The organism is Photobacterium jeanii (assembly GCF_001650345.1).
Taxonomy (GTDB): Bacteria; Pseudomonadota; Gammaproteobacteria; order Enterobacterales; family Vibrionaceae; genus Photobacterium; species Photobacterium jeanii.
On sequence record NZ_LVHF01000012.1, the window covers coordinates 302,220 to 318,589 of the forward strand.

14 protein-coding genes are annotated in these 16,370 nt (G+C 43.5%); 9 read left to right on the forward strand and 5 right to left on the reverse strand.

All coding sequences use genetic code 11. The features are described from left to right. Positions 1 to 209 precede the first annotated feature (209 nt). A complete protein-coding gene (locus tag A3K86_RS02750) occupies positions 210 to 1,526 on the reverse strand; it encodes a sensor histidine kinase (RefSeq protein WP_068327332.1) in 1,317 nt (438 codons plus the stop codon). A 110-nt stretch (positions 1,527 to 1,636) separates the two neighbouring features. Here A3K86_RS02750 and A3K86_RS23045 point away from each other — a divergent pair, with 110 nt between their 5' ends. After that, positions 1,637 to 2,122 (forward strand): prepilin-type N-terminal cleavage/methylation domain-containing protein, encoded by a 486-nt coding sequence (locus A3K86_RS23045; protein ID WP_068330145.1) that lies wholly within the window; start codon positions 1,637 to 1,639, stop codon positions 2,120 to 2,122. A gap of 41 nt (positions 2,123 to 2,163) precedes the next feature. Here the strand turns inward: A3K86_RS23045 and A3K86_RS02760 are convergent, their stop codons facing one another. After that, positions 2,164 to 2,841: a response regulator transcription factor gene (locus A3K86_RS02760; protein ID WP_068327336.1), complete on the reverse strand. Its 678-nt coding sequence runs from the start codon at positions 2,839 to 2,841 to the stop codon at positions 2,164 to 2,166. Positions 2,842 to 3,219: 378 nt separating this feature from the next. On the opposite strand from A3K86_RS02760, the gene A3K86_RS02765 reads away from it, so the two are divergent. The 3 genes from A3K86_RS02765 (at position 3,220) to A3K86_RS02775 (ending at position 8,250) form a co-directional block, all read left to right on the forward strand. Further along, a complete protein-coding gene (locus A3K86_RS02765) occupies positions 3,220 to 4,377 on the forward strand; it encodes an efflux RND transporter periplasmic adaptor subunit (RefSeq protein WP_084406479.1) in 1,158 nt (385 codons plus the stop codon). A gap of 17 nt (positions 4,378 to 4,394) precedes the next feature. Beyond that, on the forward strand, positions 4,395 to 7,568 hold the full coding sequence (locus A3K86_RS02770; protein ID WP_084406480.1) for a multidrug efflux RND transporter permease subunit: 3,174 nt from the start codon (positions 4,395 to 4,397) through the stop codon (positions 7,566 to 7,568). Between the two features lie 376 nt (positions 7,569 to 7,944). Then, positions 7,945 to 8,250, forward strand: coding sequence for a hypothetical protein (locus tag A3K86_RS02775; protein ID WP_068327342.1), 306 nt, complete (start codon positions 7,945 to 7,947; stop codon positions 8,248 to 8,250). Positions 8,251 to 9,089: 839 nt separating this feature from the next. On the opposite strand, the gene A3K86_RS02785 is transcribed toward A3K86_RS02775, so the two are convergent. The 3 genes from A3K86_RS02785 to fdhD form a co-directional block, all read right to left on the reverse strand. Beyond that, positions 9,090 to 9,713, reverse strand: coding sequence for a regulatory protein ToxS (locus A3K86_RS02785; protein ID WP_068327348.1), 624 nt, complete (start codon positions 9,711 to 9,713; stop codon positions 9,090 to 9,092). Between the two features lie 245 nt (positions 9,714 to 9,958). Further along, positions 9,959 to 10,885, reverse strand: a complete 927-nt coding sequence (locus A3K86_RS02790) for a helix-turn-helix transcriptional regulator (protein WP_068327351.1) — start codon at positions 10,883 to 10,885, stop codon at positions 9,959 to 9,961. Then, positions 10,882 to 11,778 carry a formate dehydrogenase accessory sulfurtransferase FdhD gene (gene fdhD / locus A3K86_RS02795; RefSeq protein WP_068327361.1) on the reverse strand — a complete coding sequence of 299 codons (897 nt, stop codon included), beginning with the start codon at positions 11,776 to 11,778 and terminating at the stop codon, positions 10,882 to 10,884. The genes A3K86_RS02790 and fdhD overlap by 4 nt, the downstream gene beginning before the upstream one ends. 468 nt (positions 11,779 to 12,246) lie before the next feature. On the opposite strand from fdhD, the gene A3K86_RS02800 reads away from it, so the two are divergent. The 5 genes from A3K86_RS02800 to A3K86_RS02820 all read left to right on the forward strand — a co-directional run bounded on the left by A3K86_RS02800 (position 12,247) and on the right by A3K86_RS02820 (position 16,363). Next, positions 12,247 to 12,699 (forward strand): DUF3305 domain-containing protein, encoded by a 453-nt coding sequence (locus A3K86_RS02800; protein ID WP_068327363.1) that lies wholly within the window; start codon positions 12,247 to 12,249, stop codon positions 12,697 to 12,699. Continuing rightward, a complete protein-coding gene (locus A3K86_RS02805) occupies positions 12,689 to 13,495 on the forward strand; it encodes a DUF3306 domain-containing protein (protein ID WP_068327368.1) in 807 nt (268 codons plus the stop codon). Before A3K86_RS02800 ends, A3K86_RS02805 begins: the two co-directional genes overlap by 11 nt. A 285-nt stretch (positions 13,496 to 13,780) precedes the next feature. Next, on the forward strand, positions 13,781 to 15,448 hold the full coding sequence (locus A3K86_RS02810; protein ID WP_068327370.1) for a 4Fe-4S binding protein: 1,668 nt from the start codon (positions 13,781 to 13,783) through the stop codon (positions 15,446 to 15,448). A 10-nt stretch (positions 15,449 to 15,458) separates the two neighbouring features. Then, positions 15,459 to 16,046, forward strand: a complete 588-nt coding sequence (locus tag A3K86_RS02815; RefSeq protein ID WP_068327374.1) for a TorD/DmsD family molecular chaperone — start codon at positions 15,459 to 15,461, stop codon at positions 16,044 to 16,046. 119 nt (positions 16,047 to 16,165) lie between these two features. Continuing rightward, positions 16,166 to 16,363 (forward strand): formate dehydrogenase subunit or accessory protein, encoded by a 198-nt coding sequence (locus A3K86_RS02820; protein ID WP_068327377.1) that lies wholly within the window; start codon positions 16,166 to 16,168, stop codon positions 16,361 to 16,363. The last annotated feature ends 7 nt before the right edge of the window (positions 16,364 to 16,370 follow it).

A 16,370-nucleotide genomic window follows, 5' to 3' on the forward strand; every position in this document is an offset into this window, starting at 1 on the left:
GAATAAGAATACCAGAGTGAAAAGTGCAAACTATCAATAGTCGGTGAGTTGATTATCTATAGTCAGAGTCGCTGTGAGGTTTGAGTTCTTAGATGGGCGTTTGGGGGGGAGTAGGCTCGCCTGTTTGCATGGCGAGCCTAGTGTTATCTAAATTTTTGATATTTAATTATTTGCGGGGCAAGTTTCTGCTGCTTACGTAGCTAGCCTTATTAGGTTGGTGTGGCTAATGGCTTAGGCTTTTTATTGGTTTGTGTTTTATCAAAGACCACTTCTACCGTACATGAAGTATCGGTTACGGTTTGTTCGTAGTGCCATTGTTGGTTATCACAAATTTGGCGAACCAGCTTAATACCTAAGCCAAACCCATCACTTTTTTCGCCAGTTAATAACTCACCCCAATTAATGATGGTGAGTTTGTTGTCATCAAGTTGAATCACTATGTGCCCGGTATCGGTATGTTGCATGGCGTTGCGGATCAAGTTTGCAAGAATGATACGGACTAACACTTTAGGAAGTGGTCGCACTTGACACTGCTCATCGACCAGGAGCGCTTGCTCTATCGTGACTTCTTTGCCTTTCAGCAAATACTGATGTTCTTCAATTAAATCACGAGTTAACTCTGTAATGTTCACGTCTTCAATCTCTGGCTGGTAGGCCTGATTGCGGGTTAGCCAGAGTAGGGTTTCAGTGAGGTGACTCATTGTAAGACCTGCTCGGTTAATTCGGTCTAGTGGTTGTTTACATGCTGATGGTGCATCTTGCCACATGTGTTCCATTAGCGAAGCGTTACTTAAAATAACGGCAATAGGGGTACGTAGCTCATGGCTTGCATGTTGAAGAAACTGTGATTCACGACTTAATGTTTTTTCAATGCTTTGTAAGTTGGTGTGGATTTTTTCTGCTAGCTCATCGAGTTCACTAAAGCCGAAATGCGGTACAGGATCAGCCAGAGATTTTAAGGTGAGTTGTTGTGCCCATTGATGGAGTTTATTAACTGGGCGGGCGATGTACTGGATTAAAGATAGGACTAGCAACAACAATACTGAAATCGTCAGTAAGGAAATCAACCAAACAGATGGCATTTGGTCTTCAATACGTTCAAATTCAGGGACTAAGAAGTCTTCCTCGAAGGTGTTGACGATATAGTACATTTCACCACTTGTTGTGATTTCAGGGTGCACAAAATACGCCACACTAGGGTAGGCGTACCAAGTCTCTTTGACTTCAATACTGTGGTGATCTTGAGCTTGCAGCTCAGACGCTTGAAAGTGGTCTTTGATATCTTGGGGTAGCGCTTGATAACTGTGATATAGCTCTGTATCGATAATATCGAGTTTAGGCTCTATGGCATCGAATCCTTGCTCATCGATGAGTTTTTGAATGTGCACCGCGTTCATTGCCAGCGAGTTATCAAGCCCCCAGAGATAAAAGCTTTTCGCTAACAGTGAATAGCCAAGAATGATGAGAAGCAATGTGCCGCTGATGAAGGCAAGTACGATACGTAGCAAGCTTTGGTTTAGTTTCATGGTTTGTTTACTTATAGCGATATTTATCGATAAAACGTGATAAGGCTGAAAATTAATCGGGTGCCATTATGCTAATCTAGCATAATAAAAACATGTACAATGGTATTCACTTGAAAGTAAAAGGCTTTACACTCATTGAACTGGTTGTTGTGATTGTCATCCTTGGCATTATTGCAGTGACGGCCGCTCCTCGTTTTTTAGATATTCAGCGCGATGCCCGAATTGCGGCTTTGAAAGCATTCGAAGGTGCCTTTTATGCCGCTGATGGTATCGTGATGTCGAAAGCGATGGCATCCGGACTTGAAGATTCCATCAACGATACCGAAATTCCCAATACCGGTATCTATGTCCGCCAAGGCGTGATGACATTAAGTGCTAAAAATATAGCCGCGGCAATGGATATTGATGGCTTTAAAATCATTGATCATGGAACGGCAGATATGCCGTCTGTTTATGTCGCCTTTGACAATAACAAAATTGAAAATGGCTACCCAAGTCAACGTTGTGTGTTATTTATTGCTAGGGGCGTAACTACCGCGACCTATCCCAAATCTTTATTGCCACTTAACATCACACTTGTTGATGAAGGCTGCTAGCCTTCGAGTTATCTAGGTTTAGCTTACAATCCCTTGTGCAATTAGCTCGCAGCTTCTTCTTTAATTACCCAGCCTTTGCCCGGTACCGTATGTAGCAATTGGCTGCCGGGTACTTGTTCTAATGACCGGCGCAAATAGTAGATATGAGCTTTCAAAGTATTACTGCTTGGCGTGTCTTCGCCCCATAGTTCGTCTTCAAGTTGTGCTCGGCTAACGACATTGGGGCTAGCACGCATTAACACTTCCAAAATCGTAAATGACGCTGGCGTTAGCTTGAGTTGGTGTTCTCCGCGTGAAACTTGGTGAGCGTCTGCGTCTAGTTCGAGATCAGCGACTTTAATTGTTGTGCTTTGGCTACTACGACGACCAGAAAGCACGGTAATACGCGCCAGCAGTTCACGGTTGTCGAAAGGTTTGGCAAGATAATCATCTGCGCCAGAAGCAAAACCTGCTAATTTGTCGTCGATACTGCCACGGGCTGTTAAGAATAAAATTGGAGTTTGGCAGCCGTCTTTGCGCAGTTGTTCGCACAAAGTTAAGCCATCCATTTTTGGTAAGCCAATATCAATGACTAACACATCGTAACGATTCTGTTGGGCGAGGTTTAAACCAGCGACACCATTGCTGGCGTAATCTGGCACCATTCCACCAAACTCCATTAACTGGAGCAGGGTTTCCGCTAAATCACGGTCATCTTCAATTAATAATACGCGGGTCATAGTTACCTTTAGTGAACGTGCGAACTTTAGAATCGATTTTGTTGCAGTTATTAATCAAATTATACCAAGTTGGTATTAATAGGCGTAATAAGTTATTCGTTTCTGAACACTATAAGTTTTCATGCCGCGACAAACAATGTGCCTAGATTATAACTACGAAGGGACTGTAGAGAAGCTTCGGTAAAAAGTGGGTAAAAGGGTAATAACTTTTATCGAACAACTTTTATCGAACAGAGAGTTAAGAAGTGGAATTAAATAAAAATAACTCTTATTAAGCAGTTTCATTTTACCGTGATTTTACCGACTCAAGATTATGTTTGTCTTCGATTATATGAGCGGCTCCCAAGGGGGGAGTGCTGGTATCTTGAGAAGAATAAAATGACGCTAGATATTCAAAAACCTCGGTTGTTATTAGCTACTTTGCTGGCAACAAGCCTGCTATCAGGCTGTAACGAGGGTGTTCCTGCAGAAATGGAGACGCCGATGGTGTCTAATGTTTCTGTACTTCAAGCTGAAAAACAATCAGTAACTTTAGTCGATGAACTTCAAGGGCGTGTCGTTGCCTTCCGTATTGCCGAAATACGTCCGCAAGTGAGCGGTATTATTACCCATCGCCTGTTCAAACAAGGGGAGTTAACGGCTAAAGACCAACCGCTTTTCCAGATCGATAAAGCGCCATTCATTATTGATATTAAAGAAAAAGAAGCCAGCCTTGAGCAGGCGCAAGTCAATCTTGATCAAGCACAGAGTAAGTATCTGCGTTTGCAAGCGCTAGATAAAAGTAGTGCCGTAAGTAAGCAGGCGTTTGATGAGGCAAGCTTTAACTTTAAGAAAGCGAGCGCCAATGTACTGCAAAATGAAGCGACGTTAGATCAGAGTCGTTTGAATCTGAAGTACGCCACGATTACAGCCCCAATCTCTGGGATCATCGAACAAGCCTTGGTGACCGAAGGTACATTGGTGAATAAAGGCGATAGTGCCGCACTAGCGATCATCAAACAGATCGATAAGGTGTATATCGATGTTCGTCAGCCAGCATCAAAACTGGCTAGCTTACGTAAGCTGGTGGCTAAAGGCAGTAAAACCAATGCTCGCGGCTTAGATGTGAATGTGATTGTCTCTGATGACAATAGCGAAAACATGACAGGTCAGATCGTCTTTTCTGGGATCAGTGTTGATGTGAATACGGGGGATTTAATCGTTCGTATTATTGCCAATAACCCAAATCATACTTTACTGCCGGGTATGTATGTTCGCACCGAAATTCCACGCCGTAAATTAGATGCCTTCCTATTGCCTCAACAGGCCATTCAACGTGCTAGCAATGGTGACGCCTTCGTTGCTGTTGTAGGTGAAAACAACGAAGTTGAAAAACGAGTTGTGACTTTGGATGGTGTACAGAACTTCCAATACGTTGTGTCACAAGGCCTGAAAACGGGTGATCGTGTGATTGTTGAAGGTTACGACAATCTGATGCCGGGGGCCGAGCTAAATATCTCGCAATGGCAAACTGCCGAGCAGCCTAATCAGGCTTAACCGATAGGAAGTGTATTGTGTCTCCATTTTTTATTAATCGACCGATTTTCGCTTGGGTGATCGCGATTTTGATCATCTTGTCGGGGGTGATTTCGATCCCCAATATGGCGGTCGAACGTTTCCCAAGTGTAGCGCCACCAAGTGTTAGTTTGTACCTGACGTATCCGGGTGCAAGTCCAAAAACGTTAAATGATACCGTTGTTTCTCTGATTGAACGTGAGATTTCAGGCGTAAAGGGCCTGATGTACTTCAAGTCGTCATCTGACTCTAACGGTAGTGCTGAAATTACTGCGACTTTTAAAAGTGGAACTAACCCAGAAATGGCGCAGGTAGAAATTCAGAATAAGATCAAAGCGGTTGAAGCACGTTTGCCACTGTCGGTTCGTCAATCGGGTATTCAGGTTGAGTCTTCATCATCAAGTACCTTGATGTATGTGGGTTTGATTTCGCCTAATGGAGAATATTCCGAGGCAGAACTTAGCGATTACATGATCCGCAATATCATTGAAGAGCTAAAACGTGTACCGGGTGTCGGACGTATTCAGATGTTCGGTGCAGAATTTGCGATGCGCATTTGGGTCGATCCGCTAAAACTGAATGCTTACAACTTAACGGTTGGTGATGTAACCAAAGCGATTCAAGAGCAAAACGTGCAAATCTCACCGGGTAAAGTGGGTGATGCGCCAATTAGCCAAGGTCAGAAAACTGTTGTTCCTTTAACTGCCCAAGGCCAGTTAGAAACCCCAGAAGAGTTCCGTAACATTGTTCTTCGTTCAAATGCCAACGGCGGTAAAGTGGTATTGGGTGATGTCGCAGATGTTGAATTGGGTTCGGCAAGTTACCAGTATGCTAACCGCGAAAACAGTAAGCCTTCTACATCGGCATCGGTAAAACTTTCACCGGGTGCTAATGCGATTGCAGCGTCAAACGGTATTCGTGCGCGATTAGATGAGCTAAAACGTGCTATGCCTGCGGGTATGGATTACAGCATTACTTCCGATGCGGCACCTTTTGCCAAGATCTCGATCTCTAAGGTTGTGATGACTTTGTTCGAGGCTATGGTATTGGTGTTCTTGGTAATGTACCTGTTCTTGCAGAACGTGCGTTACACCATTATTCCTGCGATTGTAGCGCCGATTGCTTTGCTGGGTACATTCACCGTGATGCTGGCGTTTGGTTTCTCCATCAACGTGTTTTCGATGTTCGGGATGGTACTGGCGATCGGTATTATCGTTGATGATGCGATTGTTGTGGTGGAAAACGTCGAGCGCGTCATTTCAGAGCAAGGAGTAAGCGCGAAGAAAGCCACCCAAATGGCGATGAAAGATATCTATGGTGCGATTGTTGGTATCACAGCGGTACTGTCTGCGGTATTTATTCCAATGGCGTTTGCTGCGGGGTCGGTAGGTATCATCTTCCAGCAATTCTCGCTTGCGATGTCGGTATCTATCTTGTTCTCTGCTTTCTTGGCAATCACATTAACACCTGCGCTATGTGCCACTATCTTGAAACCGCACAGTGAAGCGCATGCCCATAAAAAAGGCTTCTTTGCTTGGTTTAACCGCAAGTTTGATCGTATGACGCAAGGTTACCAATCTTGGGTTGCCAAGCTGGTGGTTCGTACCGGTCGTATGATGGTGTTCTACCTAGCGTTTGTTGCCTTGGCGATTTATAGCTTTGGTAAAATCCCAAGTACTTTCTTGCCAGAAGAAGATCAAGGCCACTTCCTGACGTCTATTCAGCTGCCATCGGATGCTACGGTTGAGCGTACAATGGAAGTTGTAACTAAGGTCGAAGACTTTGTTCAATCGCGTGAAGCGGTAGATTCAAGTATGGCGATTCTCGGCTTTAGCTTTAGTGGTTCAGGTGCCGGTTCAGCATTTACGATCACTACCTTGAAAGACTGGAATGATCGTCATGGCGCGACCACACAACAAGAGGTGCAAGCGTTAACCGAACATATGCAAGACATTAATGAAGGTATGGTATTTAGCATGCTACCAACCGCGATTGATGGTTTGGGTGTGTCATCGAACATTTCATTCCAGCTAATGGACCGTTCAAACTTAGGCTATGACAAATTCCAACAAGTACAGCGTGAGTTCCTGCAAAAAGCACGTGAGAGTAGCCTATTCGAGAGTGTGTTCTTTGAGTCGTTGCCTGAGACTAACGGCATCAAACTCAAGATTGATCGTCAGAAAGCGCAAGCTTTAGGTGTGTCGTTCACCTCTATCAGTGAAACTATCTCAACCGCGCTGGGTTCAAACTATGTCAATGATTTCCCTAATAACGGACGTTTGCAGAAAGTCATCTTACAAGCGAATGCGAAATCACGAATGGAACTTGAAGATATCTTGAAGCTCTCTATTCGTAATGAGCGTGGCGGCATGGTTTACCTGTCTGAGTTTATTGAACCTGTATGGGAACCAACGCCACTGCAATTAACTCGCTTCAACGGTGTTCCATCTGTCGCTGTGTCGTTAGCACCCGCACAAGGTGTATCGAGTGGTGATGCAATGGCAGAAATCGAGAAGATTGTTGCTAAGTTGCCATTGGGTACGACTATTGAATGGACAGGGTTATCACGCCAAGAGAAACAAGCAGAATCGCAAACTACCATGTTGCTGGCTTTCTCAATGTTGGTGATCTTCCTTGTGTTATCAGCTTTGTATGAGAGTTGGTCGACGCCATTGGCAGTTATTCTTGTAGTACCTCTTGGGATCATTGGTTCAATTGCGGCTGTGCTCGTTGCCAATATGTCGAATGACGTGTTCTTTAAAGTAGGCTTGGTCACCATCATAGGGTTGTCGGCGAAGAACGCAATTTTGATCATCGAGTTCGCGCAAATTCAGCGTACAATGGGTAAAGGGTTAATAGAGGCGACGATTGAAGCGGCGAAGATGCGTCTGCGCCCAATCTTAATGACGTCATTGGCCTTTACTTGCGGCATTATCCCACTCGTTATCGCCACTGGTGCAAGTTCTGAGATTCAGAATTCCATCGGTACTGGTGTTCTAGGCGGTATGATCAGCGGTACAGTGCTAGCCATCTTCTTCGTACCTGTGTTCTTTGTGTTTATCAACGAACTGATTAACAAGTATGTGAAGAAAAAGCCAGAAGTTCACCATGATGATGTGGATGCTGTTATAGCAACTCAAAAGCCAAAACAGCCTGTGCTAGAGAACGAATAGTTCACACTAGCTGAATTAATATAAACCTAAGACAGCGCCTATGAATCGATATTCTAGGCGCTGTTTTTATATGTGCTAGCTTCTTAATAACAGCTTCTTAGTAACTTCGATTAAATCGTTTTAAATGAGGGTTGTTTGCTCGTGAAGTAATAATTTAATCAATAAATGGGGTGTTAAATCATGTCCTTACTCAAGTAAAAGGGATTAATTTAAATATCTTTACTTTGCTTTACCGCGCTTTTACCTACTACTTGGTACTTTATAGACATGTTCAAGAGCAAAGGATAACTCAAAACCTAAACCTCTGAGCAAAGAATAATCAGGGTGAAATCGTTTATCACCCAGTAATAATCCCCAAACAACGAAGGGTTTCACTATGAAAAAGTCTAATATCGTACTCACATCAATGCTTATTGCTTTCTCTTCAATGTCTTTTGCAGGCATGAAAGTAGTTGACTCACAAAATGGAGCGTGGGTAACAGTGACGGATAATGGAAAGCCTGTAGCGGATGCAGTTGTTAAAGCAACAAATGTTGCACAAAGCCAAGCTGAGTATAAAACAAACGAGAAAGGACGCGTGTTTATTCCGTTAACAATGAATGCTTCAAAAGCTGTGAAATATAAAGCGGTAACACCAGAGGGTAAAGAGTTCGGTCGTTTTGCATTCCACGGCAAAAGCTAAGCCTAGTTTTGGTAATCAAAGTTAGCATTTAATGGATAATCATTATCTATCGCCATAGCAGTCTTGCTATGGCGTTTGTGTTTGTGGTGATAAATGAAAACGAGTCAAATAATGCGCCTCGTTCGTCCACTATCGAATTTACGTGAAGTGGCGACAGGGATAGTTGTAGTTAGTTTTGCCTATAGCGTTAAGTTTGTTTACGAGCTGGACTATACCCAACTGATAGTCAATCAAGTGTTGATACCATGGAATGGTCTGATCAAAGAATCTCCTGAGTGTTTAATCTGTTTTATACGCATGGCATTAATGTATGTGGTACTCACACAATTGGTCAGCTTAGCTACAAGGATAGGGTACAAATGGCTTCAGAAGTGGTATCTATCCCCAATATGGATAAGAGAGGCTGAGCTCAGTAACGCTTTGATAAACACGAGCATTTATTTTGTTACAGGTATAATGATCTGGCTTGATTATGATGTTCAGCTCCTACGTGATTTTTATTTGGTGATAATACCGGCAGTGCAGAGTGTGATTCACTGTAGTCGCTAATTAAACAAGCCCTGACTTTTGTTTAGCGATTTTATGACCAAACGTATTGTGATGATGATGCGGTCTATGTTTCTATGTGATGGTACATTAATAATAACTAGGATATACCCACTTACATGATCGCATTCATTGCTTTCTTATTGTTTCTTTATTTCTTTGGCGATGCTTTTATTTCAATCGCTATTATCATTGCTCTAATTTGGTACTTTGGCGGTTAGCCATGTGAAAAAGCCACGGTTACAAATAACCGTGGCTTTATAGTTTTGACCGTAATTGAAAGCTATAAATAATTAAAGATACTCAGTCTTTTTAAATGCTAAATCATTTAAACTTACGCTGTCGATGCTTTTATAGTTAAGACGATAGGTTTGTTTAGTGTTTAACGCGATTAAATCGTGTTGCTGCAGAATATCGATCACTTCACTGTCAAAACTGTCGTCGCCTACATTGGTCGGTTTGGCTTCAATATAGTTGCCACTGATTTGCCAATTTCCTGTCTCGGAATAACGAAAATAGATAGATTTTGCTTTTTTGCTGGTCATCGTGATCAGAGTAACTTTCTGATACTGATTGTTGGGCAAAAACACCATTTGGCTTGATTTATAGACATCGTAAATAATCGACGAAGCAAGCACGGGTTTATTCGCCTCTTTTCTCGCTTGCTCTTGGTTAACCTTGTTTGGTGCCATTACAGTTTCAATTCTGTTGTAGGTCGTCGCTTGCCAAGTTTTACTGGTTAGAATTTGGCGATTGATTAGCTCTTGTGGAAAAAAAGCATAACAAGCGCCAATCACCATACTTGAGATTGCCAGAGGCTTAATTGCAGAGACAATCTGGTCTTTTATTGTTGTTTTTGTGGTGTTCACGGAAGCGTGCTTACTGGCTGTATAGTATTGATAGGTATGTTTTGTCATTGTGAGAAGGTCCATCTAACGTGACAAAATAGATGCTATTAATATATTTGTTAGGCGGTAAATTTAGGGTAAAACGCAGAGCGAGAAAGCAACGAAATGAACCTAGAATGTCGCAATAATTTCGTATGGTGCAGGCTAGGTAAGCTCAGTTGTACCAGTGGCAACTGAGCTTGATATAAAGAAATGAATCAGAGGTATGTTTGGCTGGGTATCAGTTAATAGGTATCAGCCAATTTGTTAGCGTGTTAGCTCGCGCTCCACATTTGCTTACCTGTACGTTGGAAGTTGTAACCGCCAAGCTGATCGCCACGCATTTGCACTTCTGGGCTTTCAAGTTGCTGCATCAATTGCTGCTGTAGCGTACGGAAGTAAATGTTCTTTGGAATGACTAATTCGAACGCTTCACGACTCAGTGGAATAAAACCAAGACCAAACTCGCCCGCGGTACTTTGGCTGGCACAACCAACATCGGCATGACCACGTGCAATCGCAGACGCCAATTCACGCTCTGAGTTACACACTGTGTTACCTAAATCGGCAGGGGTCAGCATATCTAAGTTAAACGCATGGGTATGAAGCCACTCTTCAAGAGCTCGCATACTGCCTGCGCCTTCTTGACGAAGCACCCAGCGCCAGCGAGGCGAAAGCAAGTCAGTTGTTGATAGCGTTTGTTTCTCAACTTGCTCTGCGATCTTTTGACTTACGACCAACCCTTGTTGGCGCTCGAAAGCGTGGACTAATACCCAGTTTTTATGACCCGGATATTGTTGCAGCAGTGCAGGGTGACGAAGCCCTGATTCTTCTACATTACCCCAGTGAATAGCACACATATCAACATGACCTTTACTCAGCATGGCTAAGCCTTGACGTGTGCCAGTTGAGGTGTAACCAACAAGCGCAGTGCTACCTAGCTGATTGGCCATTTTTCCAATGATCATTTGAAGTAGAGGATCGTCTGAACCTGCAATCAACAAGCGATCGTTTTGCACGCCATTATTGCAAGATTCCAGTAACCACTTATCAAGCATTGCCTTAGGGAAAAGCCATTTACCAGTAATTTTGGTACAAGGCAGTAAGCCGTCGTTAGCAAGGGCGTAGACTTTCTTTTCGTTTAAATCTAAATATTCTGCTACTTGTTTGGCATTCATGAACTCAGGGAAGCTAGCACTCATTGTTGTTCACCTGATGTATCACTCGCACGCTTGGAGTCTTTCAGTTTGAAGCCTTTGGCTTGCTCATCAAGATTACCTTTAATATCAAGCACAAGGTTTTGCATGCCGTTATAGACTTGGAAACGATGACCTTTGGCGCGAGCAATCATAGTAATACCGAGTTTTTGCGCTAGTTCGTATCCCATTTGAGTCGCACCAGAGCGAGAAAGGAGGATAGGGATCCCCATTTGGGCGACTTTAATGACCATCTCAGACGTTAGGCGACCTGTGGTATAGAAAATCTTGTCTTCACCTGTTTCTCCAGCCATCCACAATTCGCCAGCAAGAGTATCCACCGCATTGTGGCGACCTACATCTTCAACAAACGACATGATTTCTGTGCCTTTACATACGGCGCAGCCATGAACGGCACCTGCAGCTTTATAGGTTTCGTTGTGATGAGTCAGCGCTTCAAGCAAACCGTAGAGTTGAGATTGAGGTAGTTTTGGCTGAGGAAGAGTTACGCCTTCAAGCTTTTTCATTACATTGCCAAACATGGTGCCTTGACCACAGCCAGACGTTACTGTCTTCTTTTCAAGCTTTTGCGCTAGGTTGTCGGTGTTCTCTTTGGTAATTACGGCAGCTGAGTTGGTATCCCAATCAATAATTACAGATTCAATGGAGTCCAAGTCGGAAATAAAGCCTTGGTTTTTCAGATATCCCAATACCAGCGCGGCAGGGCGCTCACCCAGTGTCATCAATGTCACGACTTCGACCCAGTTCAAGTACACAGTCAGTGGATGTTCGCAGGCGATTTCTTTGGTCATCATATCGCCGTATTCATCCATGATATCGACTGTCATCGTCTGTTTAACGGCTGCGTTGGTTTTAATAATCTTCGGCAACGGGTTCATAGGTATCCTGTTTGGGTATGAGGGCTCTGGGTTGTGACTGACGGAACGCGACAATTTGAATTATAAAATAGAGTGCTTATTCAAATTTGTCGCGCTGTTTATGCGGCAAAAAGACGTAATGCGTCTATTCTCTACTAATGCGCCTGCTTTCTCGTCAAGTCGTAATCACCTTAGTTATGGATCTATTTGTAACTATTAGTTATTGATCTATAAGGTGATAATGATTTTGTCATTACAACAAAAACATCTTTAAAACGTGCGTCCATAGACTTTAGCAAGGATTGTTCCAACCTTATAATGCCAGGGAATTATATTCCTTGTTTTTTATAAGTGTATAAGTTGGTCTGATAATTGCTATACCTGTAGCAAAATACTGAGTCTGTCGCAGCATGTTTCTTCTCTAACTGCACTTACTCGTATCGTAGTAGCTAATGCATTCACAATGATAGCTAGGGAAAAGGAGTAAATGTGCCTGAACTGAATAAGAATGAATCACTGTGGCCTATCGCATTCCGATTAGTTTCCGAAGAAAAGCAGGTCGGACGTTGGTCTACTTTGTCATGGTCTATTGAAGATGTTGCTTTGCATGAAGAGCATCGCGCTGAAGACAGTCATGTATTGCCTTTAGAACTGTATCGCGACGAGCGTTCGGATTACCGATTTAACTTAAGTTCGCGTGATCCGCATTTATTCATTGTTTGTGAAGAAGAAGACGAGCAATTAAAGCCCGTTCAAATTACTGCGGCTCAAGCGGTCGCAGCAAGTTATATGGACGGTGATTACCAAGTTCTTCACATCAAAACGCCTTTACCTGTTCAAGCATGGATGGAAGCTTTCATTGGTCGACATGGTGAGTTGATCGAGAGCAAACGCAAGAAATGCAAAAACAAACAAGGCAAAGGTCGTTCAAGTGGCAACTAACTTTTTTCAACGTTGGTCGAGTCGAAAACTATCGGCTCGCCAAGAGAATGTTGAACAGGTTCAAGAAGATGTAATCGCATCTGACTTGAATGAAACAAGCGTCGATTTACCAAGCGCGGATGGTGAAAGCCAAGCGATGGCTCAAACCAACACCTTAGAGGCGGCGGTTGAGAGTGAAGCGATTGTTGAAACGCAGATTGATAGCGACGGTGTTATTCAAGAGTCTGAGCTTTCAGATGAAGCACCTTCTTTAAATGATGTCGAGAAAGTGAACTATCAGTCTGGCGCAGCTGCATTTCTTAAACAAGGGGTTGAGAAATCCGTTAAGAAAGCAGCACTGCGTAAGTTGTTTCATTCAGATGAGTTTAACTATATCAGTGACATGGACGATCACACGGAAGATTTCTCAAATGTACCTAAACTTGATACGTCAGTTGTTAAGCAATTACGTAATTGGGTGAATGAAGCAGCTGAGAAAGTAGAAGCACTAGCAGAAACCGATGTAGATAACGCATCAACTTCAGCAACGGCTTCTGCGCAAACGGACACTTTGGGCCAAACAAGTTTGGAGGTTGGCACAGAAGCCAATCTGCAAACGGGTGTTGAAACATCAATCCCTACCGAGGTTACTCAAACACAAGCTGCAAATGAAATAGGTCAAATTGATCAACAAGCAGCGGGTGAGGGTAACCATACTGATGCCAAGACACGTTTAGCACAAAATACCGAGACAGATTCGATTGATGAGTCTGCTCAAGCATCACTTAAAGAGAGTGATGAAGTAAAACACGCTTAACTTGATAGCGAAAAAAGTTAAGTAAAAACAGTACTGGGACAAAAAGGGAAAAATACCCTTAAAAATAAGCGGGACATTTTGGCGCATACGGATGCATAGCAAGAGACAAAATGTCTCACGCACTATCCGCCCAAATCTCCCCTTCAGACTTTAGTTCCTTTTAGGTCATTTTATTCCGTTAAAAGTTGGATCGGTTATTGCTCTTATACAGAGCGAAGGTTGATAAATTTGTAATTTAACCTTCAATCGGCATCCACTAGCGGTGACGAGTACACAGGAATAAGAATGTTAAAAAGTACACTTGAAGCACTAGCAACCAAAGATCAACACGCGACAGCTCGTCTTGCTGCTGTAACTGGCACAGTTGAGTTGGCGAACTTGATTCCACCGACGGTTTCTTACGAGAGCCGCGGAAATCTTTTGATCATTGGTGAGCAGGCAACAATTACAGCATTGGCAAATCAATTCTCAGCACTTAATTCAGTGACGCTTCTGGCGACTGAAAAATCAGCGACCGCTGAAAAAGTTGAGAACCTGTTCTTTAGCCAAGCGGTGTCAGTAAAAGGTTACCTTGGTGCGTTTGAAGTAATGTGTCGTGTAGACGGAACAATTACAGATACCCAAGTAAACCTAGCTACTGTTGCACTTGGTCGTAATAGCTTTGATATCGTTCTTGATATGACTGCAGAAGGCGTTGTGGATACTGAAATCCCAGCTCCTGGTTATTACGCAGCAGGTCGAGGTCGTGCTGTTGTTGCTGATTTGGTGGAAGAACTTCCTGCTATGGTAGGTACGTTTGATAAACCAAAATATTTCCGTTTGAATCCTGACATTTGTGCTCATTCATCTCGTGGTGTGAGTGGTTGTGATCGTTGTGTTGATGCTTGTCCTGCTGGTGCACTTACCAGTAATGGTCATGCTATCGAGATCAATCCGTATTTGTGTCAAGGGGTAGGGACGTGTGCAACGGCTTGTCCAACTGAAGCGATCAGTTATGCATTACCAGATCCTGATAACACGCAACATTTTGTGTTTCGCCTTTTAGAGCGTTATCAGGCAGAAGGTGGCGAGAAGCCTACTATTCTGTTTTACGGTAACCGTGATGAGCAAGCAGTTGTTAATGCGCTTTCAACACTTCCTTCTACTGTGATTCCAGTTGCTTTAGAAGAACTGGCAACAGTGGGTGTGGATACTTGGTTTAGTGCATTAGCTTACGGCGCCCATCAAGTTCTTTTGGCTACGAATACGGCTTACATTCCAGCAACGATTGATCGTGTTCTGGCTGATGAAATCTCAATTGCGCAAGCCTTCTTGACGGAATTGGGTTATGACGCTGATCGTATTTGTCTGTTTGATTTTGCTGATGCAGAGAACTTCACAGCATATGACGCTGCGTTGATCCCAGCGGAACAAACACGTTTTGAAGGTACAAAACGCGACAAATTATTCGCGGCTCTGAATCTGCTAACACAAGCGGCTGAGGTTAAACCAACACGCTCTGAACTTCCTGCTAATGCGCCTTTTGGCTCTGTGGAATGTCAGACGCAAGATTGTACTTTATGTATGAGTTGTGTGTCGGTTTGTCCAACTCGCGCCCTACATGCTATTGGCGATCGTCCGGGCCTTCTATTTATTGAACAAGATTGTGTGCAATGTGGCATGTGTGAAAAAGCATGTCCTGAGAAAGTGATTTCAATGAAACCGGGTTTCAATTGGGATGCTGAATCGCGTACAGAAGCCAAAGTTGTTCATGAAGAAGAGGCAGCTTGTTGTACCAATTGTGGTAAAGCTTTCGCACCTGCTTCTATGGTGAAAATGCTAACTGAAAAGTTACAAGGTCACTCGCAATTTCAAGGCGAAGCTATCCGTCGTTTATCTATGTGTGAAGACTGTCGTGTACGCGATATTTTTGCGCAGATGGAAAGCGATCCTGAAAGTCAGTTAAAGGTGTAGGCAATAACCCATGGAACAACAAGTAATGCAAAACGAAGAGACCTCCCTACGTGTAGATATTTACGGCATGCTGGCACACCTGCTGCGCCAAGCGCCTGACGAAAATATTCTTAACTGGCTCTCTACTTTAGATGTTGCAACTCCTCAGCCTCATATTTCAGGTATGGCGGCAACTTGGCCTTTGGTGAAGTTGGCAGCTGAGAAAGCAACACCTATTTCTGTGAAGGAAGAATATCAAGACCTATTTATTGGTATCGGTCGTGGCGAGATCGTGCCATTTGGCTCTTGGTACCTAACAGGATCTTTGATGGAAATGCCTTTGGCACACCTTCGTCGTGATTTAGCTCAACTTGGTTTTGAGCGCGAAGAAGAAGTGAAAGAACCGGAAGACCACATTGCAGCCCTACTTGAAGTAATGGCAATGCTGGTGGAAGGGGGCGATGACCATCTACAAAAAACGTTTTTTAACCGTCATATCGCGACTTGGTTTGAACGTTTTTGTGCCGATTTAAAGTCTGCCGACAGTGCTGTGTTCTATAGCGCTATTGGTGAATTGGCTTTGCAATTTTTGACTGTAGAAAAGACACGATTTGTTTAAGTCGGAGGTGCAGGCTTAATCCTGCACTTTGCCTTGAGTGACTGAACTGTCGTCATTATAGCTATAACAAACTATCGATTGCCGCAACGTCGGACTAAACGATAAAGGAGCATGCTTCCATGAGTGAGCAAAATAAACCTAATGAGGGTCGCCGCCAATTGTTGAAAAACATTGGTCTGAGCGTGGCCGCAGGTGCGGTTGTTGCGGGTACAGCAACAACAGCTAATGCGAAGGTAGAAAAGCCTGAAGCGAAAGAAACTAAAACAACTGGCTATCGCGAAACTCAACACATTCGCGACTACTACGAAACCTTGTAAGCGGAGC